The organism is Paenibacillus sp. R-74696 (assembly GCF_055814915.1).
Window position 1 is genome coordinate 87,143 of record NZ_JBPULM010000026.1, and the last position, 24,414, is coordinate 111,556.

The 24,414-nt window shown below is 47.3% G+C and carries 19 protein-coding genes; 6 read left to right on the plus strand and 13 right to left on the minus strand.

Features of this window, described 5'->3' with window-relative positions:
- Nucleotides 1-54: 54 nt before the first annotated feature.
- A complete protein-coding gene (locus tag ACSR9A_RS09300) occupies nt 55-1,137 on the minus strand; it encodes a lactonase family protein (RefSeq protein WP_473756886.1) in 1,083 nt (360 codons plus the stop codon).
- 300 nt (nt 1,138-1,437) lie between these two features.
- Between ACSR9A_RS09300 and ACSR9A_RS09305 the strand changes: the two genes are divergently transcribed.
- From ACSR9A_RS09305 to ACSR9A_RS09315, 3 genes are all read left to right on the plus strand, one after another.
- Nucleotides 1,438-1,653: a hypothetical protein gene (locus ACSR9A_RS09305; RefSeq protein WP_341280655.1), complete on the plus strand. Its 216-nt coding sequence runs from the start codon at nt 1,438-1,440 to the stop codon at nt 1,651-1,653.
- Nucleotides 1,654-1,849: 196 nt separating this feature from the next.
- The gene (locus ACSR9A_RS09310) at nt 1,850-2,500 is read left to right on the plus strand and encodes a futalosine hydrolase (RefSeq protein WP_473756887.1); all 651 of its coding nucleotides are present in this window, start codon (nt 1,850-1,852) and stop codon (nt 2,498-2,500) included.
- On the plus strand, nt 2,497-3,339 hold the full coding sequence (locus tag ACSR9A_RS09315; RefSeq protein ID WP_473756888.1) for a 1,4-dihydroxy-6-naphtoate synthase: 843 nt from the start codon (nt 2,497-2,499) through the stop codon (nt 3,337-3,339). Before ACSR9A_RS09310 ends, ACSR9A_RS09315 begins: the two co-directional genes overlap by 4 nt.
- Before the next feature lie 69 nt (nt 3,340-3,408).
- Here the strand turns inward: ACSR9A_RS09315 and ACSR9A_RS09320 are convergent, their stop codons facing one another.
- Complete coding sequence (locus tag ACSR9A_RS09320; RefSeq protein ID WP_341280652.1) at nt 3,409-3,540, minus strand: hypothetical protein; 132 nt, start codon at nt 3,538-3,540, stop codon at nt 3,409-3,411.
- A gap of 287 nt (nt 3,541-3,827) precedes the next feature.
- Here ACSR9A_RS09320 and ACSR9A_RS09325 point away from each other — a divergent pair, with 287 nt between their 5' ends.
- Nucleotides 3,828-4,655, plus strand: a complete 828-nt coding sequence (locus ACSR9A_RS09325) for a hypothetical protein (protein ID WP_473756889.1) — start codon at nt 3,828-3,830, stop codon at nt 4,653-4,655.
- Nucleotides 4,656-5,094: 439 nt separating this feature from the next.
- On the opposite strand, the gene ACSR9A_RS09330 is transcribed toward ACSR9A_RS09325, so the two are convergent.
- From ACSR9A_RS09330 to ACSR9A_RS09360, 7 genes are all read right to left on the minus strand, one after another.
- Nucleotides 5,095-6,051, minus strand: a complete 957-nt coding sequence (locus ACSR9A_RS09330) for a hypothetical protein (RefSeq protein ID WP_473756890.1) — start codon at nt 6,049-6,051, stop codon at nt 5,095-5,097.
- A gap of 386 nt (nt 6,052-6,437) precedes the next feature.
- Entirely contained in the window at nt 6,438-7,454 is a 1,017-nt protein-coding gene (locus ACSR9A_RS09335; RefSeq protein WP_473756892.1) for a hypothetical protein, read from the minus strand.
- Between the two features lie 18 nt (nt 7,455-7,472).
- A complete protein-coding gene (gene mgrA, locus ACSR9A_RS09340) occupies nt 7,473-8,462 on the minus strand; it encodes an L-glyceraldehyde 3-phosphate reductase (RefSeq protein ID WP_473756893.1) in 990 nt (329 codons plus the stop codon).
- Nucleotides 8,463-8,569: 107 nt separating this feature from the next.
- Nucleotides 8,570-9,391, minus strand: coding sequence for an AraC family transcriptional regulator (locus ACSR9A_RS09345; RefSeq protein WP_473756895.1), 822 nt, complete (start codon nt 9,389-9,391; stop codon nt 8,570-8,572).
- 362 nt (nt 9,392-9,753) lie between these two features.
- Nucleotides 9,754-10,014, minus strand: coding sequence for an HPr family phosphocarrier protein (locus ACSR9A_RS09350; RefSeq protein WP_341280646.1), 261 nt, complete (start codon nt 10,012-10,014; stop codon nt 9,754-9,756).
- Nucleotides 10,015-10,268: 254 nt separating this feature from the next.
- The gene (locus ACSR9A_RS09355) at nt 10,269-11,639 is read right to left on the minus strand and encodes an MFS transporter (protein ID WP_473756896.1); all 1,371 of its coding nucleotides are present in this window, start codon (nt 11,637-11,639) and stop codon (nt 10,269-10,271) included.
- A gap of 37 nt (nt 11,640-11,676) precedes the next feature.
- Nucleotides 11,677-13,953, minus strand: coding sequence for a glycoside hydrolase family 3 C-terminal domain-containing protein (locus tag ACSR9A_RS09360; protein ID WP_473756897.1), 2,277 nt, complete (start codon nt 13,951-13,953; stop codon nt 11,677-11,679).
- A 311-nt stretch (nt 13,954-14,264) separates the two neighbouring features.
- Between ACSR9A_RS09360 and ACSR9A_RS09365 the strand changes: the two genes are divergently transcribed.
- Nucleotides 14,265-15,998 carry a sensor histidine kinase gene (locus ACSR9A_RS09365; RefSeq protein WP_473756898.1) on the plus strand — a complete coding sequence of 578 codons (1,734 nt, stop codon included), beginning with the start codon at nt 14,265-14,267 and terminating at the stop codon, nt 15,996-15,998.
- Nucleotides 15,976-17,586, plus strand: a complete 1,611-nt coding sequence (locus tag ACSR9A_RS09370) for a response regulator (RefSeq protein WP_473756899.1) — start codon at nt 15,976-15,978, stop codon at nt 17,584-17,586. Before ACSR9A_RS09365 ends, ACSR9A_RS09370 begins: the two co-directional genes overlap by 23 nt.
- Nucleotides 17,587-17,717: 131 nt before the next feature.
- Here ACSR9A_RS09370 and ACSR9A_RS09375 read toward each other — a convergent pair whose 3' ends face one another.
- The 4 genes from ACSR9A_RS09375 to ACSR9A_RS09390 form a co-directional block, all read right to left on the minus strand.
- Nucleotides 17,718-19,406 carry an extracellular solute-binding protein gene (locus ACSR9A_RS09375; protein WP_473756900.1) on the minus strand — a complete coding sequence of 563 codons (1,689 nt, stop codon included), beginning with the start codon at nt 19,404-19,406 and terminating at the stop codon, nt 17,718-17,720.
- Nucleotides 19,407-19,468: 62 nt separating this feature from the next.
- Complete coding sequence (locus ACSR9A_RS09380; RefSeq protein WP_341280640.1) at nt 19,469-20,347, minus strand: carbohydrate ABC transporter permease; 879 nt, start codon at nt 20,345-20,347, stop codon at nt 19,469-19,471.
- Between the two features lie 18 nt (nt 20,348-20,365).
- Nucleotides 20,366-21,328, minus strand: coding sequence for an ABC transporter permease (locus ACSR9A_RS09385; RefSeq protein WP_473756901.1), 963 nt, complete (start codon nt 21,326-21,328; stop codon nt 20,366-20,368).
- A 133-nt stretch (nt 21,329-21,461) separates the two neighbouring features.
- Nucleotides 21,462-24,281 (minus strand): endo-1,4-beta-xylanase, encoded by a 2,820-nt coding sequence (locus ACSR9A_RS09390; RefSeq protein ID WP_473756902.1) that lies wholly within the window; start codon nt 24,279-24,281, stop codon nt 21,462-21,464.
- Nucleotides 24,282-24,414 lie beyond the last annotated feature (133 nt).

The following is a 24,414-nucleotide window of genomic DNA, read 5'->3' on the forward strand; positions in this document are numbered from 1 at the left end:
GTCGCCGTATTCAAGGCATGTTCAAGGCACGTCCACCTTAACTATTTCCTGCTGTTAGACTAACACCGGCTGCACATACACGGGCCCAGATACCGTAACGGAATGTCCGGTATACACAGGCAGCCCTGTTGCCACATCTATGCGGAATACAGCCAAATTATTCGTATCGCGGTTAGCCGCGATTATATATTGGCCGCCCGGCACAAAAGCAAAATGGCGTGGATGCTCGCCCTCAATCGGCACATGACCAGCAAGGGTAAGCTTGCCGTCTGCTTCATTAATGGCGTACACTACGAAGCTGTCGTGCCCGCGATTCGAGCCATATACATATTTGCCATCCTCGGAGACGGCAATTTCAGCACATGTATTTTCACCATCAAAATCAGACGGCAGTGTTGGAACGGTTGCCAGCGTCGCAAGCCTGCCTGCCTCAGCATCGTAACGGAACGCAGTAATCGTCGAATCTACCTCATTAATAACATAAGCAAATTGCCCATTCGGGTGAAAAGCCATATGCCTCGGGCCAGCGCCTGCATGAAGCAATGTCTCCCCATGGAAAACCAGCTTGTGCGCTTGATTATCAATGCGATAAGCCATAATGCGGTCAATGCCCAGATCCGGCGAGAACAGGTAGCGGCCGTCCGGGCTGAATTGGATGCTGTGGGGATGCGGCTGATTTTGGCGCTCTGGGTGCTGGCCGACTCCCGTATGCTGAGCGATATCCAGCAGCTCTCCCACCTCGCCATTGTCCGTCAGCGCAACAAGGCTGATTCTGCCGCCGTGGTAGCTTGACAGCAGCAAGTAGCGATTGGATGGATCGCGTTGAATGTGGCAAGCCGGAGCCGTAATGGCTTCGCTGCGGTTAAGCTCGGTCAATTCTGTTTTATCCGTATCGATGGCAAAAGCTACAGCATCGCCGACTTTGGCGCCTTCTGCGGATACTCCTTCTGCAATGGCGTACAGCCTCTTGCTTGGAATATCCACATTCAGAAACGTAGGATTTTTAAGGCCGGATACTTCATCCAGCAGCGAAAGCTTGCCTTCCTTTTCATCAAAAGCGTACGCATATACGCCGCTTGCCGCAGCCTCTGCATAGGACCCGACAAATACGACAACTCGTTCATTATGTACAGACACGATTTATATTCCTCCTTCAAATTAGCGGGACCTGCCCCGCTGCGTGTAATGGCCGACGTTATGACAGCGAAGCTTGCCGCTTGCCGCTTGCCTTGCCAGCTTTCCCGCATTAAAGCTTTCCCTCCTATTGTACTAGCAGTCAACGCACAAACCAAGTGCTGTTAAGGCGGTTTTTATCCCATTTGAATAAACGGCTGAATATGAGGCACATTGTTGCAACGGGCCGCTAGCTGGTCTATCATAGCGCTAGGGCATACCGCTTTTATAAGGTTTAATTTTAATGGGCAAAGGAGTCTGAGGATGGCGATAAACCGTAAATTGATAACGGATGCGGATTTCGAGGAGGCTCTTCAGCGGGAGCTTCGGCTGCGCGTCTTTGAAAATGATTATATTGTGTGCTCTGGCGGAAACATCGTCCGTTTCGACGATACGCAGGTCGTCATTCAAACAAGCGTCAGCGATATTACTTATTTTTCCCGGGAGCAATGCGAGTTTTTTGAAATGAAACGCAAATAGCCGCTTGTCAGCGGCTCGTTCATGGCCCGCAGCCGGGAAAGCGCTCGCCTTTCCTTACGTCTGCAACCGTACTATAATTAAGTAATAAGCTTGGAAAAAGCATTAACCCTAGCTTTTCGCAGCATTATGCGGCCGTAGATGCAATCTGCTCCCGCATGATGGTGCGAAATTTTTCCGTTAAAGGAGATTGCACCTGATGGATGCTGGCCCAAATATTTTAATTATGACCCCCGTTACTGCCGAGAAGGATGCGGTGTGTCGGGGCTTACAAAACAACCCGCGCTTTCATGTGACAGAAGCCGGAGTTGGCCCAGCGGAAGCCGCTGTCCGCACGACACTTGCTCTCACACGGGGCAGCTACGATCTTGTCATTTGCATGGGCATCGCCGGAGGATTCGAAGGCCGGGCGGCCGTAGGCTCGCTCGTCATTGCCGATGCTATCATTGCCGCCGATCTCGGAGCAGAGACACAAGACGGCTTCAGCAGTCTGGACACACTCGGCTTCGGTTCTTCTACAATCGCGGCCAATGTACGAGCCGCAGCTATTGCCGCAGCACTTGCTCAGGCTGGGCTTGCTGCAGCGCTGGCTCCCATTTTAACGTTGTCTACCGTCACCGGAACTGCCGCTACCGCCCAGGTGCTGAGTGAGCGCTTTCCTCGCGCCGCAGCTGAAGCGATGGAGGGCTTTGGCGTTGCAACAGCTGCACAAAGCTTCGGCATTCCCGTTCTTGAAATACGCGCCATTTCGAATGCTGTCGGCCCAAGGGACCGCAGCGCATGGCGAATTGGCGAAGCTTTGCAGGCTTTGGAAGCTGCGGGCTCCACACTATTGGAGGTGCTTGTATGAAAATCGCTTTTTCTCCATGTCCGAATGATACTTTCGTCTTTCACGCTTGGGCGCATGGGCTTATCCCGGATGCTCCAGAGCTGGAGATTACGTATGCCGATATCGACATCACCAATCGTCTGGCAGCCAGTGGCGACAGCCCGCTTGATGTGCTGAAAGTTTCCTACGCTGCCCTCCCATGGGTGCTGGAAGATTATGCCCTGCTTCCGTGCGGCGGAGCGCTCGGCAGAGGCTGTGGCCCGCTCGTCTTGACAGCCGGAACCCGCACAGATGCGGCAGCGTTGTCAGGCAAACGCGTAGCGGTGCCAAGCGACCGTTCCACTGCTTATTTGCTGTTCAGGCTTTGGGCCGCTAAGCACGTTCCAGGAGGGGTAGGCGATATCGTCATCATGCCATTCCATGAAATTATGCCTGCCGTTCGCGACGGACATATTGATGCTGGCCTCGTCATTCATGAGGCGCGTTTCACGTACCCAAGCTTTGGCCTATCCATGATGACGGATCTGGGCAGCTGGTGGGAATCCGACACGGGACTGCCTATACCGCTCGGAGCCATCATCGCCCGCCGCTCGCTCGATCTGCCTGCCATTACGAAGTGGATTCAGGCTTCAGTCGCTTATGCATGGGCAAATCCCGAGGCGCCTCGCGAATACGTCATGCAGCATGCCCAAGAGATGGACGCGGCCGTTGCGAAGGCGCACATTGATCTATACGTGAATGACTTCACTGCCAACCTTGGCGATAGCGGATATGAGGCAATTACGACGCTGCTGAACCGCGCTGCGCAGGAAGGGCTCGTTCCTGCCATCGATCCTGAGCTGCTGAAATTTCAGCCTTAGCTTAAGGAAAGGCTATTGCGACGTTTGACTTGTGACGCACACTCCTTGTGAAATTGTGGGCTCGTCGATCTACGTCCCTATATCCTGATCGGAATCGTCCCATTTTTTCGAATACGCTTTTTTCGTTACCCAAAGTGTCATCCATGTCAGTAAAATAACGATTATTCCGGCAAAAATCCAAACGCCTATAGGTACATTCATTCGCCGCTTCCTCCCTTTCGTCTCTTTTCCTATTATCATACAGGAGAATGGGCAGGGGGAACAGCCCTTCCGAAAGAGCTTGACGAATGGCCTTCCTTTTAGTATATTTGGAAATAATTATTTGAATAGCAGCGGCTTACGATGGAAGCACCCGTAAGAGAAGACGCCTCAGGCGTCCTTCTTGCGGGTGCTTTTTTGCGTACATTCGGGACTATGCCCTCTATCGCTGCCCTTCAACGTCTTTTCTTTTGTGCTTGATTTCCATCATTTTAAAGGAGGGCTCCACATTGTTTATTTTCAAGCCGCTGCATCTATTTACCAGCCTTATCGCATTATCCTTATTTTTGACGCTGCCATCTGTTTCGACCGCTGCCACATCGATCTTGCCCTTTTCGCCCACCGTTCAGACAGCCTTCGACAAGCTGACCGCTAGTACCGACTCTGCGTCAGCCTCCCAGCTCAAGAAGCAATACGACAGCCTGCTGTCCGCCCAGCAGCAGGAAGACACTTGGGAGGGGAAAATCACCGCCAGCCACTATCGCAATGAAGAAGCGCTTGTTGCCATCCGGCAGCGCATCAAGCAGTTGAATGAGGAGAAGCTTGCCCAGTTGGCGGCTGACGTTAAGCAGACGAAGGAGCGCTATCAGCCGCTCTTTGACCTGTATGCTTCGCTGCGAAAGCAGCAGGAAGCCGCCAAGCTGCTGCAAAGCAAGGAGCTGAATGCCGTGCTGAAGGCACAGCTGGCGCAAACGAAGCAAGCCGTCCAGCTCGCCAAGCTGGATATTAAGAATAAAACCGAGGCCTACAGCAAGCTTAAGGCCTCCACAGTGCTGAAAGCGAAGCAGACACGCGCCATATTAGAGACAGCTTCCTCGCAGCGCATTAAGATCCGTTCCGCCAAAAGCAGCATATCCAGCAGCCGCAAGCTTATAACGGCCGAAGGCAAGCTATTGACCCAGTCCGTGAAGAAAGGCGATGCCGCAGCAGCTTCGCGCTCCTTCGCTAAACTGCTGACGCTGCAGCAAGGCATTTTGGATAAGAAACAGACGATCTACAGCAGCGAGGAACAGATCGCCGCTATTATTACGAAGGGTAATGTATCACTTTCTTCATAAAAAAGCCTATCCCCAATTTAGAATGTGACCAGGATCATGCCCTGCGGCATAGCTGTGCAGACGCCTTGCGATATGTTGTTTTATGCTTGAAGAAGCCTCTCGATAATCGAGAGGCTTCTTCGGCGGTGTGTGACGCGGCTGCTATAAGTTTTAGTTCGATTTTCTCTTATGATATTCCCATCTGATTACGTTTATAATGGCTAGTGCAGTATACATTACTATAAATAGGGACAGAATAACATACCATCCTGATTGAATGCCCTTCGCAAATAACTCATTCGCGAATAATTGTCCATAATCGAACCACATGAACAAGTATTGAGCGCCGACTACAAAAATGGTTGAAACCCCTGAGGTCAGCATAGGCTGAATCACAAAATTGTAGGTTCTACCTTTCGATTTCATGTGGTTAAATGTGTTATTGCCTGTTCCCATGATACTAATTCCATGAGCTTTGTCTTAAGAATTCAGTAAAATTCCCAATAAAGCCCACCTTTCCACCTATTTCTCTAGTTGATTCTCCTGGACCGGACTGATTCATTACTCTAAGATATTGGGTACCTTGTTGTGCATAATAGGAATTCGCATTAACGATAGCTAACCAACTCTCCCACTCTATTTTTATATGCACATTGACATCCACATCCTTGGTGAAATATCCATCTAATATCCAAGCACCTATGCAGGCTATAATAGCACCTGTAGCTACAGCAACAGTTACCGGACCAGAAAATAATGCGATAATTAGTGAAACTCCAACCCCAATTGAGGTACTTCTTAAAAAACTTACCTTCTGGGAAGAAGTGTATGTCGGTGCCTCATTCTTATAATAACCATGCGCGTACATTTGCCTTTGATCATTATTATAAGTATTTCTATAGGTATATCCTTGGTTATAAGGCCATGTTGGAGGGTAGGTATAGATTGGGTCATAGGCTGCTGCCGAAATTAAACTTGCAGCTTCTAGTTTCTCTGCTACGTCTACAGTTGGATCAACAACAACATCTTCTTTAATAAGATCGTCTATTTTATAAATAGTCTTTTTTTCTTGCATGCCTATTTTATCTTTATCAATATTTTTCTCTTTCTTGCCGTTTGCTATCATGCTGTGCTTATCTTGTTTCCCAGTGGGATCGATATATTCCGTCGACTCAACTGTACCCGTAGTTAAGTCTGTTTTTGCACTATGGTCCAATACGCCATTAATATAAACTACGATTGTACCATCAGATTCTTCTAACACCTCAATTATATTTCCTGCTGCGTCATAGAATGCACTCTCATCTAGAGCGCTTACAGCACTATCCCCACTATTGGTGCTTGCTGAAGCGATTGTAGGTAATACTATTACAAGACACAGTAGTAAAAAGCTAATTTTCTTACGAAATCTTGTCATTATTACACGCTCCTAATCATCTTTTTAGTTTTCTTAACTGAAAGTAAAATCGCGAAAGACCTCCATAATCTTACCACAAATCCCAAAATTTTTAAAGTTTTTCAAACTGGATTAATAGATACATTTGCAACTTCTCTCACAATTCTATTTCTTCGTTATTTACTCCCGCTTGCTTGATAAACAAAAGCAAGAGTCAAACTCAACTCCTGCTCATCAAGTTTTTTTTCAATAAAGAATGTAAAAAAGCCGTGAAACCCATTTTCCAAAGGTTTCACGGCACTATGCATTCGTCTCTCTTTTTTTCCACAAAATTTTCGGAAGTCTTCACAAAATGTCGTAGAGGAAACCGAAACATAAAAAAAATTATAAGCTCAATAGACAAACCGTTAGATGAACGGCCTGCGATCCAATACAAGCTGGAGCGGGCGATCAGTAAGGACAAGCTCGGGTGCCAGCTGTTGAATGACGGCAAGGCCGCTTACGGCGCCGCATAGCGAATGCAGGTCTTCAAACGGCTCTGCTGGCGATTGTTCGCCCAGTTTCTCGATATAGGCAAGGAACGGTGCTGCCGATTCCCGAATAACAGCCAGCACTTCATCCCGCCGATAATCGGTTTGCTTCAAGCAGCAGCCCAGGACATATACCCAATCGATTTCGAAAAAAGAAAGCTGCTCCTTCGGCTGCTCCCACTGCTCGCTGCGGAACAAGGCGATGCAAGTATCGACCAGCGCCTCCACATAAGGAATCGGCTGATTGCGATAAGCCATATTAAACAGGTAATGAAAGCTGCCGGCCAAATGATGAAACAGCGGCGCACCGCGCAGCTCGCCATCTCCATCGACAATGCAGCCTTTACGCCACAAGCCCGTTGCCGGATCTGCCTGCTCCTTCAACCAGTCGAAGTACCAGGTTTCCCACGCAGAGTCTACTTCCTGCGCGAGCACCAGACTTGCGAAGACGCCAGAACCCTTCTGCGATTCTCCCCAAGGCTGCTGTACCCAATCCAGCTGCTCCAGCAATTCGTAAAGCCCCTCTTTGCTTCTATAGGCTGCAAATTGCTGAAGCGGATAGAGTGGCTTTCCATCAAAAAGCTCTAGAGCCGATATTGCGAAAGCCGCGCTATGCAGCTCATTATGGTAAAGCCCGCGGAACATGCCGCTGCCTTGCTCCTGAAAGCTTTGCAGTTCCTTTACCCAGGCGGCTTTATCCGCCTCCAGCTCCGGCATTCCGTTAACCGTGTATAACAGATTGGCGGCATCCGCCGTTCCATAAACATCAGTTCGGCCTGCCTGCTTGTCCGCATGAAGGAAACGCTCATAATAGACACCATCGGCATCCTCTACAAGATGTGCCTTAAGCGTCAGCAGCACTCGACGGATGAATGCTTGCGCCTTTATAGCCATTGCCTCATCTCCCTATGCCTATTGCAAAATCTGATCGATCAGCGTCAGCTCTTCATCGGTGAAATGAGCAACAGCAAGCGCCTGAACGGCATCCTCAATCTGGCTGACTTTACTTGCCCCAATAAGCGCAGAAGTCACGCGGCCGCCACGCAGCACCCATGCGAGTGCCATTTGCGACAGCTTCTGGCCACGGCCAGCCGCCAGTTCATTCAATTGGCGCAGCTTAGCGATAAGCTCATCGGTAATTTCCTCTGGGCGCAAAAACACGCTCGGTCCAGCTGCGCGCGAATCCGGAGCAATGCCATTCAAATAGCGATCGCTCAGCATGCCCTTCGCAAGCGGGGAAAATACGATGGAGCCAATACCCTCCTCGTCCAGCACGTCCAGCAAGCCATCCTCAACATGGCGATTAATCATTGAGTAGCTTGGCTGGTGAATCAGACAAGGTGTGCCCAGCTGCTTCAAAATGCGCGATGCCTCACGCGTCTGCTCCGGCTTATAGTTGGACAGGCCGACATACAGCGCCTTGCCTTGGCGCACAATCAGGTCAAGCGCAGCCATCGTTTCTTCCAGCGGCGTATTTGGATCTGGACGGTGATGATAGAATATATCAACATAATCGAGTCCCATCCGCTTCAAGCTTTGGTCAAGGCTGGACACCAGATATTTTTTGGAGCCAAAATCGCCATAAGGCCCTTCCCACATGCCGTAACCGGCTTTAGTCGAAATGATCAACTCATCGCGGTAAGCTGCAAAGTCCGCTTTCAAAATGCTGCCGAACGTTTGCTCAGCTGAGCCCGGAGGTGGGCCGTAGTTATTCGCCAGGTCGAAATGTGTTATTCCGAGGTCGAATGCCCGTCTAACCATTTCTCTGCCTTTCTCTAACGAATCAATACCGCCAAAATTATGCCACAGCCCTAACGAAATAGCGGGCAGCTTCAGTCCGCTTCTTCCACTGCGATTATATGTCATAGTGTCATATCGATTATGACTTGCCAAATAGCTCATTCATTTGTTCCCCCTCAGGTTGAATATAAACCTATTGTAGCGGGAAACGACTATGAATCCTATGTCAGCAAGGATGATATTTATGGAATAATGTCTTTTTTAATGAGCTATTCAAAATTACGCGGAGGTGTTCCCTTTACCTTTTTGAACATTTTAGAAAAAAGCAGCGCATCTTGATACCCTACGGAACGCGCCACCTCACTAATGCTGTATATGCCCTTGCCAAGCAGCTCACAGGCTTTATTCATGCGATAGTTAAGCAAATACTGCTGTGGCGGCATGCCTACAGCCTCTTTGAACAGAAAAGACAAATATTTGCGATCCAGACCGAGCACATCAGCAAGCTGCTCCATCGTAATTCTTTCACTGTAATGGGCGTGTAGAAACTCCATGCTTCGGTGAATGTAAACTTCCTGCTTGCGCGCGGCATTGCTGCTATTGCTGTCCGTTAAAGGAACGAACTCGACAAGCAGCGATAAAAACTCATACAAAATAGCTTGAAGGCGCAAATCACTGCTGGAACGGTGGGCGACCGCTTCCGTTAACTGATCATACAACGTTGGCATCAGCTTCATATCCATGGGAAATATGGGGTTTTCTGGTGTAATCGATGTCCGAGCGATAATTTGGGCCGCCTGCTCTCCAAAAAAACCGATCCAGGAATACGTCCAAGGGTCCTCCTCGTCCGATTCATAGGAAATGAGCACCTGCGGATAAATGAGGAATGCTTGTCCGGCTGTCAGCGTATAGGTTTTGCCCGCCACCTTCACAGTCCCTTTTCCTCTATGGATAAAATGCATTTTAAAGTTTTCCCTAACAATCGGTCCTACGAGATGGCAAGGCTTACATGCCTCTTTGCCCCAATAAAGCAAATACATATCCGGACTATCACGAAAGGGACGCTCCGGATTATACTGAAACACTGCCATGATGACCTTCATCCCTCTCTACGCTATCTTGCATCGTGATGTGGCGAACGACCGCTGCAACAAGGCAATACCACTCATGATTTCTCTATATAAAAACAGCCCCTATAGTGGGGGCGCTGCTTTTGGGTGCTTTCCGATAATAATAGCACAGTTTTCAAACATCTGACACAATTAAACGGATGCAATTTTTTAATAATAAATGCCCTTTTCGACCATATTAAACAATGATTAATTTAAAAAATATAATTGTCATTCGATTTCAATTGAATTCAATAAAAAAAGCAGAGTGAGGTTTTCCTCTCCCTGCTTTTATGGTTTATTTACTATACTATTTTCTCTGCTTTGCTAACCGCGTGCTTTCCTTATTCGTGGCTCTCGAATAAAGCAGCCAATTTCTCAATCGCCTGATCCTCATCTGGACCTTCAGCAGTAAGCTTAATCGGAGTGCCCTTCATAATATCAAGCGCCATTAAGCCCAAAATGCTTTTGCCATCGGAAATAATGTTTTTCGCTTGCCAAATGACGCGGATCTCGGATTCGAAAGAAGATGCAAGCGTCGTGAATTCTTTCGCAAACAACACATTAAAGCCATTTTGTTTCGTTAACGTGTCATGTGATTTCATCGTTTTCCAGCACCTTTCATTCTGTATAAGTTGAACAATTGATTAGCATGGGGCTATGATCGCAACTGCGAGAAAGGTTGGACTTCCAGCCGCTGTTGTTTTCTGATTTCTTTCTTTTATTCCTCTTTGAGGATGAAATCTGAAAACAAAGGCGGACGCTATCGCTCTCTCCAGTTCCAACCTTTCTCTCCGTTGCTCCACTCCCCATCGCTTTCTTACGTTCAACTTATAAAATAATTGTTTATTACCTCTTATTAACCTTTTTTAACAGCCTTCAGATCAGCAACAATTTGCGGATACAATTTATCGAGCTTATGGAAATACAGGATGACAATCTGGATAACCGCCAAAATAATCGGCAAGTAAATAAACATGAAGTGAATTGCACCGCTTGCGGTAGAGCTAATCGATTCTTGTCCGCCGATATAGCCGCCAATCGCCAGCCCCCAGCCAATAATGGCTGCGCCAAGACCACTGCCTGCTTTTGTACCAAAGCTTCCTGCACTGTATACGAGTCCTTCTGTACGTACGCCTGTTTTCCATTCGCCGTATTCTACGGTATCGGCCAGCATGGCAAAAATCGTACCAATGATTGGCGTCATACCGAGCGCCTTGATTACCAAACCAAGAATAACAAAGGTTACATTCGTTGGATCAATCAATACGACTAGCGAGCCTAAAATCATAATAAAGCTTCCGACAATTGCAACGTTCCGTTTACCATACTTTTTAATAATCGGAGCAATCAAGAACAAACCAATTGCAATTGGAATCAATCCGGCAAAGCTGAGAATACCCAGCAATCCAGCATCCTTCAGCAAATATTGTGCGTAATAAATGTTCAATCCACTCATGCCGTTGTTTGTATAAACAACGACAGCAAACATCAGCATAATCCCCCAGTATTTGTTGCGGAATAACGCTCCCAAGCCTTGCTTGAAAGGAATTTCTTTTTGGGACACGGATGGCTTTACGCGCTCACGCGTCGATTTAAAAGTGATGTAGAACATAAAGAGCGACAGAACGCCATACAGGGAGAAGGTTAAAATCCAGCCTTTTTCCCCGCCGCCAAATGCTTGTACCAGCGGCTGAGTCGCGAAGCTGACACCGATTGCCCCTGCAAGCGCACCAAGCATACGAACGATGTTGAGCACCGAGCGCTGGTAGCCGTCTTGCGTAATAAGCGAATTCAACACCCCATAAGGAATGTTAATGAACGAGTAAATAAAGTTCATGAGCAAATAAGTGACATAGGCATAGACGAGGGCTCCGCCTGGTCCTACATCCGGGAATGTAAAGAGCAGTACGCCTGAAGCGGCAAACGGGATCATCATCCATAGCAGCCATGGACGTGCTTTACCATGCTTGTTTTTCGTTTTGTCTACCAATGCCCCTACACCGACGTCAAGGAAGGCATCCAATATACGGGCAATCAGCATCATCGTTCCGATTGCGCCTGCGGCAAGTCCCATGACGTCCGTATAATAATACGTTAGAAACGTTGCCGCTCCTGTGAAGATAAGGTTGCTGGCTGCATCACCAAAACCATAACCAATACGTTCCGACCATCTTACTTTGTGGTACGCGTCGTCTTGAACGCCACTTGCTGTTTGATTCGCACTCATCGCATATTCTCCTCATGTACCTGGCTTTAACGCTAATTTATAAGCTGTTCAACTCTACAATTAATTGGTCAAGCATGTCTTTGGTGAAGGCATCGCCACCGAATGCCATCAAGTTGCGAAGCGGCATGTATTGCATCATTTTAACCATCATTTCCGCATGAGCATCATCTTCATCTACGCTGGTGAGCGGGCTGTTTTCTTGGAATTTCTTCATATATGGCTGCAGAATAGCCGTTGCTTCTTCGTTGTTATACAGATCGCCAAGCGTCGTATTTTGCGAATAATGCTTTTTCAATTTAACAGTAGATTCAACTGCAAGTGTCGCTTCAAGAACGATTTCCTGCGAGGAATGTCCCACCAAAATCGCGAATTCGCCGCTTTCCACATGCCAATCCTTAATATCTACATTGTAGTAGGCGAAAGAGCGCTTATTCAGCACAAAGCTTACCGTCTTTGTCTCGCCAGGTGCGAGTGCAACCTTCTTAAAGCCTTTCAGCTCTTTCTCTGGGCGAATGACCGTGCTTGCAACATCCTTCACATAAAGCTGTACAACCTCTTTGCCTGCTACGCTGCCTGTATTGGTTACGTTAACCGTTACTTCAACCTCGTCTGTATCCTTGATGCTGGCCGCGCTTAGCAACAAATCACTGTAAGCAAACGTCGTGTAGCTCAGACCAAATCCAAACGGGAACAGAACATCTAGTTCCTTTTTGTCATAATAACGGTAGCCTACGAAAATGCCTTCTTTGTATTCAACGCGGTCGCCTTCGCCCGGGAAGTTCAGGAATGAAGGATTATCGCTCAGCTTCAGCGGGAACGTCTCTGCCAGCTTGCCGGATGGATTCACTTCTCCGAACAGCAAATCTGCTACGGCTCCGCCAACAGCTTGACCGCCAAGATAACCTTCAAGCACAGCATCTACTTGATCCAGCCATGGCAGCAGCACTGCCGATCCATTGAGTAACACAACTACGACGCGGCTTTGAACGCTGGCAACCGCTTCGATCAGCTTATTTTGATTTTCAGGCAGGTTAAGGTGTTCGCGATCATAGCCTTCTGATTCATAACGATCAGGCAGGCCGGCAAAAATAACAGCAACCTCCGCCTCGCTTGCAGCACGCTTCGCTTCTTCGATCAGCGCTTCATCAAGCGCATCATCACCTGCGTGATAGCCTTGCGCATAAACAACAGCCGATGCATCGCTAACGAGCGCTTTAATTTCTTCAACTGGGTTATCCAGCTTTGTCGGTACGATATGGGAGCTGCCGCCGCCTTGGAATCTTGGTTTCTCGGCGAAAGCGCCGATAACCGCTACACGGCTGTTTTTCGCAAGTGGAAGCAAGCCGTTTTTATTTTTCAGCAATACCATGCTCTCGCTAGCAACCGTTCTTGCCAATTGGTGATGCGCGTTTTTGTCATACGTAGCATCCTTGACTTTCTCATCCACCGATTTGAAAATAATGCGAAGCAGACGAGTTACGGCACGATCCAGCGCTTCCTCAGTCAAAGTTCCATTGCCGATCGCATCAAGTACTTTTTTCTCGCCTACGCCGTTGCTTGCGGGCATTTCCAGCTCCATGCCTGCCGCAAGCGATAGGTCACGCTCATTAACTGCGCCCCAATCGGAAACGACAAAACCTTCATGACCCCACTCATCCTTCAAAATATCCGTAAGCAGCTTTACATTCTCGGAAGCAAATGCGCCATTTACTTGGTTGTACGAGCACATAACTGTCCAAGGCTGCGCTTTTTTCACTGCGCCCTCGAAGCTTGCCAAATAAATTTCGCGAAGCGTGCGCTCATCTACGACCGCATCGGTCGACATCCGGCGATGCTCCTGATTGTTTACCGCAAAATGCTTCAGCGACGTTCCGACGCCTTGGCTTTGTACACCGTTGATATGGCCTGCCGCCATCTCGGAGGACAAAAACGGATCTTCAGAAAAATATTCGAAATTGCGTCCACATAGTGGGGAACGCTTAATGTTCACGCCTGGCCCAAGCAAGACGGCAACATCTTCAGCCTGGCATTCTTCACCAAGCGCGACGCCGACTTTACCAATCAGCTCTTCATCCCATGAGCAGGCAAGTCCTGCAGCGGAAGGGAAGCAGGTTGCCGGTACGCTGTCGAAAATTCCCAGATGATCCGCACCTGTTTGCTGCTTACGCAAGCCGTGTGGTCCATCCGTTACTATAATGGAAGGTACGCCTAGACGCTCGACACCTTTCAAATGCCAGAAGTCCAAACCCGAGCAAAGTCCTGCCTTTTCCTCCAGCGTCATTTGAGCTACGATATCCTGTATGTTTCTCGTCAATGTAAAAACCTCCAATTCGATATAGGTGATGATGAGTCCCTGTTCTGCCCCACAGAAAAAAATGGATGACTTAGAAGCTTAAGTTGCTCCAATCCCCATTTCCTTATCAACTAATTTAAGTATATTGCGTTTGTTTAGCGCTTTCCTTCCCTCGTTTCATTGAAAACAATGTCACTTTTTATGATTATCCTTGCGCGTGTTTCTTACCCCTTCAAAAAGAAAATGAAAAAGGCTATATAGCTGCCACCTATTTGTCTGCATTTTATAGGTATAATGGAAGAAAGATCATTCAGACGCAGGGGAGAAATAGCATGTTGAGAGGACAGGCCGCAAAGGGCGGTTTTTCAATTTTTCAAAAGCTGGCGCTCGGCTTAATGCTGATGTTTTTGTCTATCGTCATTATCTTCTGGTGGATTTATCAGCTTAATGTAAAGGATATTCAATCCGAGCTGCGCAAAAACAAGCTTGGCGAGGTGAAATTCATGACCTCTCAGCTATCCAACCAGTTTGAACAAATTTTAATGAATGCAATCATTTTGTCGGAGGATCAGACGGTACGCAGTTACCCGTATGTGTTGGAGCGGGGTGATGATTATGCAAAATATGAGTTGAAGCTCGCCATTATTGACAAGCTTGCTTTAAACAGTGCTTCTACCTCCTGGAACAATACCGTTATTTTATATTATCCCGACCAGAGGGAAACCGTATCCTCTGATCCCAGCTTCTCATTCCAAAAATTTGAGCTTCCGGATGAACCGCTTAATCAGTGGACAATCCATATGGAAGCGGATGGAGAGGGTTACTATTCCCATTTAACCAAAGGCCATCTCGGACCGCTGTATATTGAGACTAGAATTTCACTCGACAATTTGCGGAAAATGATGAATCAATACCTCTCGGGAACGCCGCTGCTTTACGACGCTCATCAATCGGTGTCGATCCGCAATGACGAGTCATCCGCCTTGGCGAATGCCGACAGCCGAATTCTTCCGCTCATCAAAGGACACAGCGGCTTCATCACCTTGGAGGAAAATCAAACGGAATATTTGCTCAGCTATATGAAGCTGGACATGCTGGAGCTTTATTTTATTGACTATCATCCGATTACCCAGCTCATTAAGCCGATTTCACGAAATAATACACTGTTCGTTATCGCCCTTGTCGCGCTGCTGCTTATATCGCTTATATACAGCCTCATTCTTCACAATCAAGTACGTACGCCCATTATAGGCCTGAGAAAAGCGATAGACCGCTTTGATCGCGGCGATTATTCCAGCCGGGTCGGGTCCTTGCATACGAAAGAATTTGGCATGCTGGGGAATTCCTTCAACCGAATGGCCGAGCATACCCAGTTTCTCATTGAGCAGGTGCTGCTAGGCGACTTATCCATTCAGGAGGCGAGGCTTAAGCAATACCAAGCACAAATTAATCCTCATTTTCTGTATAACTGTCTAAATTACATCCAGAGCAAAGCCAGCATAAAAGATCACGCTGCGGTGACAGCAATGACGCTGGAGCTCGCTTCTTACTGCCGTTACATTAACAAAATCGAAGATATCGACTCTACGCTTCAAGAGGAGTTGAATTTTGTTAAACATTATCTTTCCATCATGCATATGCGAAAAAAATCGATCAACTTCACGATTGAAGTTGACGGAAGCCTATCATTCATTCGCATACCCAGAATGATTCTTCAGCCGCTGGTTGAAAACTGCATTAAGCACGGAATTGAGCCTTCCTTACATCCCGGGCTTATAGAAATCCAAGCCGAGGAAGACGATCAGGAAATTCGCATTTATATCAGGGATAACGGAGTAGGTATAAGCGAGGATCGGCTGACCGTCATTGGTAAGCATATGGAGGAGTTTATGCATCATGCGGAGGATGCCATTGGGACTGGCATTCGTAACGTCAACCAACGGCTGCGGCTTTATTTTGGCAAAAGCTCAGGGCTAGCGTTACAGCTTCCTCCGTCAGGCGGCACCTGCTATATCATTACCATTCAAAAACTGGAGGAAAAGCATGCTGCAAATATTGTTAGTTGATGATGAATCTTATGTAATTGATGATTTGGAAATCGCTTTCCCATGGAGCGACTATGGGATAGATAAAATTCATAAAGCCTATTCAGGTATAGAGGCGCTCCAAATCATTGACAGCCAGTCCATTGACATTGTCATTACTGACATTGCCATGCCTGGCATGAATGGATTGGAGCTAATAAAACAAGTTAGAGAGCGCGGGAGAAGCATCCCCTGCATTTTGCTGACCGGCTTTGCGGAATTTGAATATGCGAGAGAAGCAATTGAGCAAGGGGTTGTTGAATATTTAATTAAGCCTCTAGATCAGGAAAAGCTTGCCGTCTGTCTGACAAAAACGATACGTCTAATCGAGCTTCAGCTTGAGAAAGCAGCCTCCTATGAGCAAGCAATGATTACATTTCGCGAGCATCTGCCTTCATTAAAAGACAAGCTGCTGAATCAGCTGATTCAGGGAACTCGTTTTAGCACGGAAACCTTAAATGAGAGGCTGTCAGGCTACCAGCTCGCTTTTCGCGATGGGGATCACGTATTTTTGGTACTCGTTCGTCTGGAGGAGCAGTTCACCCGCTACAGCTTGAACAGCCTGCAGCTCTTCGAATATGCAGTAACCAATATTGCCTGTGAGCTGTTTGAGGACAGCTTTGATATCTGGCATTGTCGGGACAGCTACGACTATCTTGTTTTTCTGCTGCGACCCAAGCAGGCTGAAGTACTGCCTACGACCGATTTTCTGAATAAGCTGCTCAAACACCGCTCGCTTCAGCTCCATCACAATGTCAACGAATATTTGAAGGGAGGCATTTCGGTCATTCTTGCCTCTCCGGGCAAGCTTCAGCAGGACATTCGCGGCATGTATGAGCATGCTACCTCGGCTTTGAAGAAGCAGGTTGGCAAGGGAAGCGGGTATTTTCTATCGCTTTCGGATCAGCCACAGGCTGTGTTCATTCGCTCGCTGCATGTGCTTTATGAGCCTCCAGCGCTCAATCATTTGCTAGAGCTGGGACAATGGGAGGCCTTCGAGGAGCGCTTGCGGCAAATCGAAACGGCCTATTCTTCCTTATCCGAGCAAACGGAGGAGCATCTAGAAGAGATCAGAAGCCTGCTAATGTCCGCCTTTCATTATATCGCGCATAAAAATCATTCGCTGTTATCCGATCTGGTTGGACAAGAGTTGGTTTATAGGCTGATGTTTCGATCGGTAACCCAACTGATTGAATGGGCGAAGGAGCTGTGCAATACACTTCGCACAAGGCTGGAGGAGCAATCCCTCAACGAGCAAAATGCCGTTATTCAAGCCATTCAGGTTTTTGTTTCCGCTCACTTGCCTACGCTCAGCCTTCAGTCGATAGCCGATCATGTTGGGCTGCATCCGGTCTATGTATCCAAGCTGTTCAAGCAACTAAAGGGCATTAGTCTAAGTGAATACATTCTCGGAGTTAAAATGGATCTTGCCATCTACTTGCTTCGCCATTCCAGCGATAAAGTTTATGAAATTTCCGATAAGCTCGGCTATTCCAATTCGCAATATTTCATTAAGGTTTTCCGTGATAAATTCGACATGACACCGCAGGAATACCGGGAACTGGCATAAGCTACATTAGAAAAGCATAGCGAATAGGGCGGCTCCCAAGCAGGAGCCGCCCTTTCTTCTTTCCCTATTCGCCTATTAATACGCCGATCTTAAGCTCATGCTAATGCTAATGCTAATGCTAATGTTCAAACTTACTTAACCGTAGCGTACCACTCATTGACTTCTTCAGTAACTTTCTTACCGCCGGAGGCGAGATACTGCTCAACAAAGCTGTCAAACTCGTCCACCGATGCTTTGCCGTAAATGATTTTATTCAAAACTTCCTTCTCCAGCTTAGTCAGCATATCGTTTTTCGACAGCTGTGTTTTCGTAGGAACGCCTGTAAACATCTGTGGCATCGTGGTAGCCTTCTGATCTATGACGATTTTAGCTGCCTCAAGCTGCTTAGGAAGCGACAACGACATATTTTTCTCGAACCGTGTCGTTGGCTCTGCTCCACCTGCCAGCTTAGCTAGCGTGTTGAGACGCAGGGATGGAATAATAGCACCGTCGAACGTCAATGTGTAACGAATCGGATCGACCCAGCCGCCAGGAACTTTATCGGTTTCCGTAGCAGGATAAGGTTTTCCATTTGGATCGAGCGCAAAATCATAGTTTTCAGCGAAGCCATTTTCAAACTCTCCACCTTCTTTCGGATTCGCCCAATTGTCGAACAAATAATTCTGGTAAACGAAAAAGGCATCTTTATTTTTCATATCTTTATTAATCAGAACCGCGCCTGTACTCGTTGAGGTGCCATGACGTCCAACCTTGCCGTCCGGGCCTGCTGGCAGTGGATAAGCTTTGTAATCCGCGCCTTTAACGTTTTTCAGTAGATCAGGATTCGGCCAGCCTGTCATCCAGTAAGGACCGACGATAATACCGGATTTACCTGCCGTGAATGCTTCTGTCGCCTTAACCTCATCATAGAGGCCCGCTTCTTTGTCAATGTAGCCCTTTGCCATCCAATCCTGCATTTTAGCCAGCGCTGGCTTCATTTCTGGTTGGATAGAGCCATACACCAGCGTTCCGTCCGCTCCCAAGTTCCATTGATTCGGCATAGCGCCAAACATGCCAAAAATCCAGCCTGAGTCAGACATCCATGTATTCAGGTTGACTTTGAAGCCTACAGAAAGGGCCGTCGTATCTTTCTTTCCATTTTTATCTGGGTCCTGATTGACGAATGCGTCCATGACCTTCTCCAGCTCATCCAACGTAGTTGGCGCTTTAAGGTCAACCGCCTTCAGCCAGTCCTCACGAATGTACATTACCGGGTCGTTATTGTAGGCGTTCTCCAATATTGGAATACCCATACGCTTGCCATCGCGAATATATGGGTTCCACACCGTTGGATCTTCCGCCATCGCCTGCTTATACGTTTCGGACGCGTATTTGTCGAATAATTCTCCCGCATCCGTAAATTGTCCGGATTCAATCAAATCGCTGATAAGTGTCGGCTCGCCGCGGAAGGCAATAATATCCGGCATCTCCTGACCTGATGTAAGCATTAAACGGAGCTTTGTTTGATAAGCATTATTTTGCTCGCTGACGGTCCATAAATATTTAATGTCAATGCCGAGTGTCTCTTTTGCCCATTTCGTATGAATATTATTATCGATGTTTTCGCCATTTTTAAACTTCACATTGCTGCCGATTGGAAATACGGTAGTAATGGAAACTGGCTCGGTATACTTCCCATTCTCAAAGCTTGCAGAATAAAAGCTGTCGCTGCTGCTATTTGTTGTGGCTACCTCTGTGTTATTGCCGCAAGCTGCAAGTACGCCAGCAAGCATCGTAGCAGACATCAGTACGGTAAAAGGCTTTTTAAGCTTGTTCAACATTGTTGTTTCCCCCAATTTAATATCTTTTTGAAAGCTGTAATCGCTTCTACTTCCTCATCTTGCTATTCCTTGACCGCCCCAATGACGATGCCCTTTACGAAAAAGCGCTGCAGGAACGGATATACGAACAATATAGGTGCCATCCCGATGAAGATTTGTGCTGCCTTCACCGTTCTTTGTGAAATACTTTCCAAATCCTCGGGACGTACCGACACTTTGCTGAAATCCTGCTGGACGATGATCGTTTGCAGGAAGGTTGCCAGTGGATAGTTTTTATGATCGGTCATAAAGATCAGTCCATCGAACCATGAATTCCAGTGACCGACCATCGCAAACAACGAAATGGTAGCAATTGCTGGCATGGAGACCGGGAGATATACGCTGACCAGCGTTCTTAAATAGCCCGCCCCATCGATAAATGCAGCCTCCTCCAGCTCCTTCGGCACGTTCTTGAAGAAGTTAAGCAGCAAAATCATATTCCATACCGACACCGCTCCTGGCAGGATAAGTACCCACAGCGTATTCATCATATTCAGCTTCTGAATCAGAATATAGAAGGGAATGAGTCCCCCGTTGAAAAGCATCGTGAACACAAAAAACCATGTATACACTTTTTTGCGTTTGAAATTACTATTTTCCTTGGACAATGGATAAGCCGCACAGATCACGACGATCATGCTGATCAGCGTTCCGAGCCCCGTTCTGACAAATGAAACCCATAGCGATCGTAAAAAATTTTCATTGGCCAGCGTTTGGGAGTAAGCATCAATTGTAAATTGCACCGGCAGCAGCCCAACGAGATTGGCATTTGCCGGGGCTTTGCCGCTAAACGAAACGGCGAGAATATGGATGAGCGGAATCAGACAGACCAGCGACAGTACAGCAAGAAGCGTATAATTAAAAATGGAAAAGACTTTATAAGACTTGGTTTTGTGGTACATAGGTTCAGCTCCTCCTCTCTAAAAAATGCGGTAATTGGCGAATTTGTATGCAGCGCGATAAGCTGCGACGATCAGTACGAAGCCAACGACTGATTTAAACAGTCCAACCGCAGCGGAGAATCCGAACTTGCCATCCACAATTCCGACGCGATACACAAAGGTATCAATAATATCGCCTTTATCAAATACCAATGCATTATACAGGTTGAAAATTTGATCGAAGCCCGCGTTCAAAATGTTGCCTAGTGACAGCGTTCCTACTACGATCATAATCGGAATAAGTGATGGCAGTGTAATCGACCATGTTTGCTGCCATCTATTCGCGCCATCTACTTCCGCCGCTTCATACAGCGAAGGATTAATACCGGCAAGCGAGGCTAGAAAAATAATGGCGCCAAATCCAAATTCCTTCCAAATATCACTCACAACAACGACGAAGCGGAACCAATTGCCTTCACCAAGAAAGAAAATCGGCTCGATGTGAAACACTGCTACTAAAAACTGATTGATTAGCCCCTTAGTCGAAAGCATGTCGATCAGAATGCCGCCCAAAATAACCCATGAGAGAAAATGCGGCAAGTAGACGAAGGTTTGCACGGTCCGTTTAAATGCCGCTTTTCTAACTTCATTTAATAGAAGAGCAAATACGAGCGGGGCAATCAGCCCGCCAACAACCTTCATTCCGGCAATAATGAGTGTATTCCAGATAACCTGCATATTCTCTTTTGTGCTAAACAGGTATTCGAAATGCTCAAGGCCAATCCACGATGATTTGGCGAAGCCCAGCCATGGCTTAAAGTCCTGAAAAGCAATAACAAGACCGCTCATCGGAATATAAGCAAAAACTAATGTTAAAATGACCGCCGGCAGCAGCAGCAAATCCAGCACAATTGTCCTTCTCCACTTCCCACTCTTGCCTGAGCCTGGAAGCGATAGTACGCTTGCTGTTTTTTCCACTACCTGGGTACTTGAATGCTTCATAATTGCGCTCCCCTTCTGTTCAAATTCCGTACTACAAACGATGTAAATTAACGTCTGTACTCAGTATAAGGACAAAAGGGTTGCGCCTATATGATAAAAGAGTGGCTCTTATAACAAATTATTAATATACCATTTAGTGACCCTTTCCAGGGCCATGTCCGGGACCAGGGCCATGTCCAGGACCGTGTCCAGGGCCGTGTCCAGGACCATGTCCAGGGCCGTGTCCAGGGCCGTGTCCAGGACCATGTCCAGGGCCGTGTCCAGGACCGTGTCCGGGGCCATGTCCTGGGCCATGTCCTGGGTCAGTTTCAGGTAATACAAACGTTAAAATGCCAAATTTCGAGGTATTTCTCCACGTTTCATTCGTCGGATCATTCCATTTTGCATTGCTGTTTTGTCCAGTTCCTTTATCGTCATTCACTTGCAAATCAAGGCCCATTACGGATCCAGGAATGGGCTGAAGGCTGTTTAATTTGATCTTCAACTCAACGTTATAGCCATTATCCGTGCGGGTTACCGCGCTTTCCAGCCGCGATGGCGCAGCCCCTCCGCCAAACGTTGCTACATTATCGGCATTCACACGGAACTGCACATCATCATATTGATAAAAAGGCGTCCGCTGATGGTTTTCATCTATAAAAATTTCTACCGAGTCTTGATCCCAAGGGTTGAGTCCGGTAGTCAATACAATAGGGTCTTCCACCTCGACAAACAAATATAGGCTGTCATTCGACCACATTGAGCGTGCAGTTCCAGTCGCCCCTCCAGGTTGATTCAAAATGTCCAGCTGGAACGGTGCTGCTTGGCTCCAAGCTGTCTCCATAATTCCGTCAATTTGCGCTTCACCTTTAACCGACTCTGCGATTTTCGGCATGCCGTCCAGTTGAATGATACCGAACTTGCTCGGATCATCCTGCTGGCTAAGCGTACTGTCATTCCAATAAATCATTTGCTCCCCATTAGCTGAATCTTTATCCGTTATCCGAATATCAAATCCAACATCAGCACCCAATGACCCTTGGACACTTTCCCATGGAATAGATGCTTCCATAGTGTAGCCTCCGGGAATTTCTCTCGTCATGGAGGTGATTCCATTGGGCGCTTGCCCGGATCGTTTGAGCGTAATATGGCGGTCATCTTGCTCATATTCGCTTGATTTAGCATTATTTTCATCAATAAACAGCTCAACTTTATCATTTGTATTAAAAGTCACGTCGTTTACGTCCACCAAAACATGCAGGTAGTCTTCATCCCAGAACGTACGGAACGTGCTAGACAGCGAATGGCTCCCTTTCAGCTTACTCACAACCGCATGACTCCACTCTTTAGCCAGCACAGCACCAGCTGCCGGTGTTCCTGCGAGTGAAACAACACGATTCGTCTCCACAGGCAGCAGCGACGGATCAATCAGCCCCCAATAGGCTTGCTTCGCTTGCAGCTTGGCATCAAACAGCATCGCTTGATTGTTATAGGACTTCTCATCCTGAAGGCCCCAAAGCGTAACGGAAGAAATGTGCGTCTTGTACTCTTTATAAAGCTCAAACAGCTCCTTATAGCGATGTGCCTGCTTGACCGCTATATCATAGGGCATCGTCTGACCAAATGGAATGACGCTATCAACATCAAGCTCAGTAATTTGAATATCTAGTCCCAGGTCAATAAACATATTGAGCGTTTTCTCAACTTCATCGATTGGCGGCGAGTATAGACCATAGTGAGATTGCAGGCCTACACCGTCGATCAGCCCTTTCTCCTTCAACCCTTTTACAAGCTGGTACATATATGCTCGTTTTTCTGGAACCTCTGTATAATATTCGTTATAGTACAGCTTGGCATCGGGATCAGCCGCACGTGCAAACTCAAACGCCTTCTCGACGTAATCAGGTCCAATTAGTGTGTAAAAAGGACTGATCCGCATGCCGTTCTCATCGCCGCCGTTGTCGGCTATCGCTTCGTTAACAACGTCCCAGGCATCAACCTTGCCCTTATAACGTGTCATTACCGTTTCAATATAGCTTTGAATGCGGCCAAGCAGCAGCTCCCTGCTTGCTGGCTGACCCGCACTATCCTTTAGCATCCATTCTGCGGCGTCAATATGCCACAGAAGCGCATGCCCCCGTATCTGCATATTATTGTCCTCTGCGAACTGGACGTAGCGATCCGCTGCATCAAATACATATTGACCTTCAGCTGGCGAAATAAATTTCGGCTTCATTTCATAGGTTGCTGTCAAGCTGTTGAAATGCTTTTTGAGCAGCTCGCCATAAACGCCCTCCAGCTGCCACGTATAGACTGCTGCGCCGATTGGAAAATCATCTGTGAAATGCTCCTTCAGCGCAGGAATTTGCTCTTCTATGACAAGCGGCGAAGCTCTCTGGATCGTAAAATTATCGACATAAAAAGACAGTGTATCAACCGCTTCCTCCGATATATACGGCGTCTCAATGAACAGATTCAGCTCTGCCGGATTGTCGCTGTATTGGAACTGTCCCTTTAATTCATGCCACTGCTGCCAATTTGCTTTCTCAATGACTACCGAGTCGAGTGCATTCCAGCTCTCCGCACCCGCATTTTTATAAGCAGTCATTTGCAGCGTCTTGTTCTCCGTCGGCTCCTCCTTTAAGCGAACATATGCTTTAAATTCATATTCCTCATTGCGTTCAAGCACATTGACGAGCTCAAGCTTCGGCCCATAATAAGAGCGCTCCCGCTGCTCAACCAGCATACTATAAGTGCTATCATTTGCCGTTTGGTTTGAAACCGTCAGCAGCTCCCCGCCGATCCGAGGCTTCCAACCCTGCAAGGTAGCATCCTCAAAATCTGAAGTGAAAATAATTGTGGGCTCTTCCTCTGCATAAGTGACTACCGGCCCAGCAAACGCTGTTGCGGCGAGTAATGAAAATACAAGTACGATAGCTGCGAGTTTTCTGGTGTACCTTCCTGTGTACAACATGAAACGATCTCCTCCTCATTTCGATTGGTTAACTCCAAAAGAAAGCGCATACATTATCCGAATGACTGAACGAGAGGGAAAGATAACGAGAAGTGCCTAGCGATCTGGGGGGCCTTCCGAGGTGCCCCTCTCG

Coding starts and splice junctions, on each gene's coding strand:
- ACSR9A_RS09355 (WP_473756896.1), bottom strand. CDS start 11,639: ATGAGTGCGAATCAAACAGCAAGTGGCGTTCAAGACGACGCGTACCAC.
- ACSR9A_RS09375 (WP_473756900.1), bottom strand. CDS start 19,406: ATGTTGAACAAGCTTAAAAAGCCTTTTACCGTACTGATGTCTGCTACG.
- ACSR9A_RS09330 (WP_473756890.1), bottom strand. CDS start 6,051: ATGACAAGATTTCGTAAGAAAATTAGCTTTTTACTACTGTGTCTTGTA.
- ACSR9A_RS09305 (WP_341280655.1), top strand. CDS start 1,438: ATGGCGATAAACCGTAAATTGATAACGGATGCGGATTTCGAGGAGGCT.
- ACSR9A_RS09315 (WP_473756888.1), top strand. CDS start 2,497: ATGAAAATCGCTTTTTCTCCATGTCCGAATGATACTTTCGTCTTTCAC.
- ACSR9A_RS09345 (WP_473756895.1), bottom strand. CDS start 9,391: ATGGCAGTGTTTCAGTATAATCCGGAGCGTCCCTTTCGTGATAGTCCG.
- ACSR9A_RS09350 (WP_341280646.1), bottom strand. CDS start 10,014: ATGAAATCACATGACACGTTAACGAAACAAAATGGCTTTAATGTGTTG.
- ACSR9A_RS09380 (WP_341280640.1), bottom strand. CDS start 20,347: ATGTACCACAAAACCAAGTCTTATAAAGTCTTTTCCATTTTTAATTAT.
- mgrA (WP_473756893.1), bottom strand. CDS start 8,462: ATGAGCTATTTGGCAAGTCATAATCGATATGACACTATGACATATAAT.
- ACSR9A_RS09335 (WP_473756892.1), bottom strand. CDS start 7,454: ATGGCTATAAAGGCGCAAGCATTCATCCGTCGAGTGCTGCTGACGCTT.
- ACSR9A_RS09310 (WP_473756887.1), top strand. CDS start 1,850: ATGGATGCTGGCCCAAATATTTTAATTATGACCCCCGTTACTGCCGAG.
- ACSR9A_RS09365 (WP_473756898.1), top strand. CDS start 14,265: ATGTTGAGAGGACAGGCCGCAAAGGGCGGTTTTTCAATTTTTCAAAAG.
- ACSR9A_RS09320 (WP_341280652.1), bottom strand. CDS start 3,540: ATGAATGTACCTATAGGCGTTTGGATTTTTGCCGGAATAATCGTTATT.
- ACSR9A_RS09370 (WP_473756899.1), top strand. CDS start 15,976: ATGCTGCAAATATTGTTAGTTGATGATGAATCTTATGTAATTGATGAT.
- ACSR9A_RS09385 (WP_473756901.1), bottom strand. CDS start 21,328: ATGAAGCATTCAAGTACCCAGGTAGTGGAAAAAACAGCAAGCGTACTA.
- ACSR9A_RS09390 (WP_473756902.1), bottom strand. CDS start 24,281: ATGTTGTACACAGGAAGGTACACCAGAAAACTCGCAGCTATCGTACTT.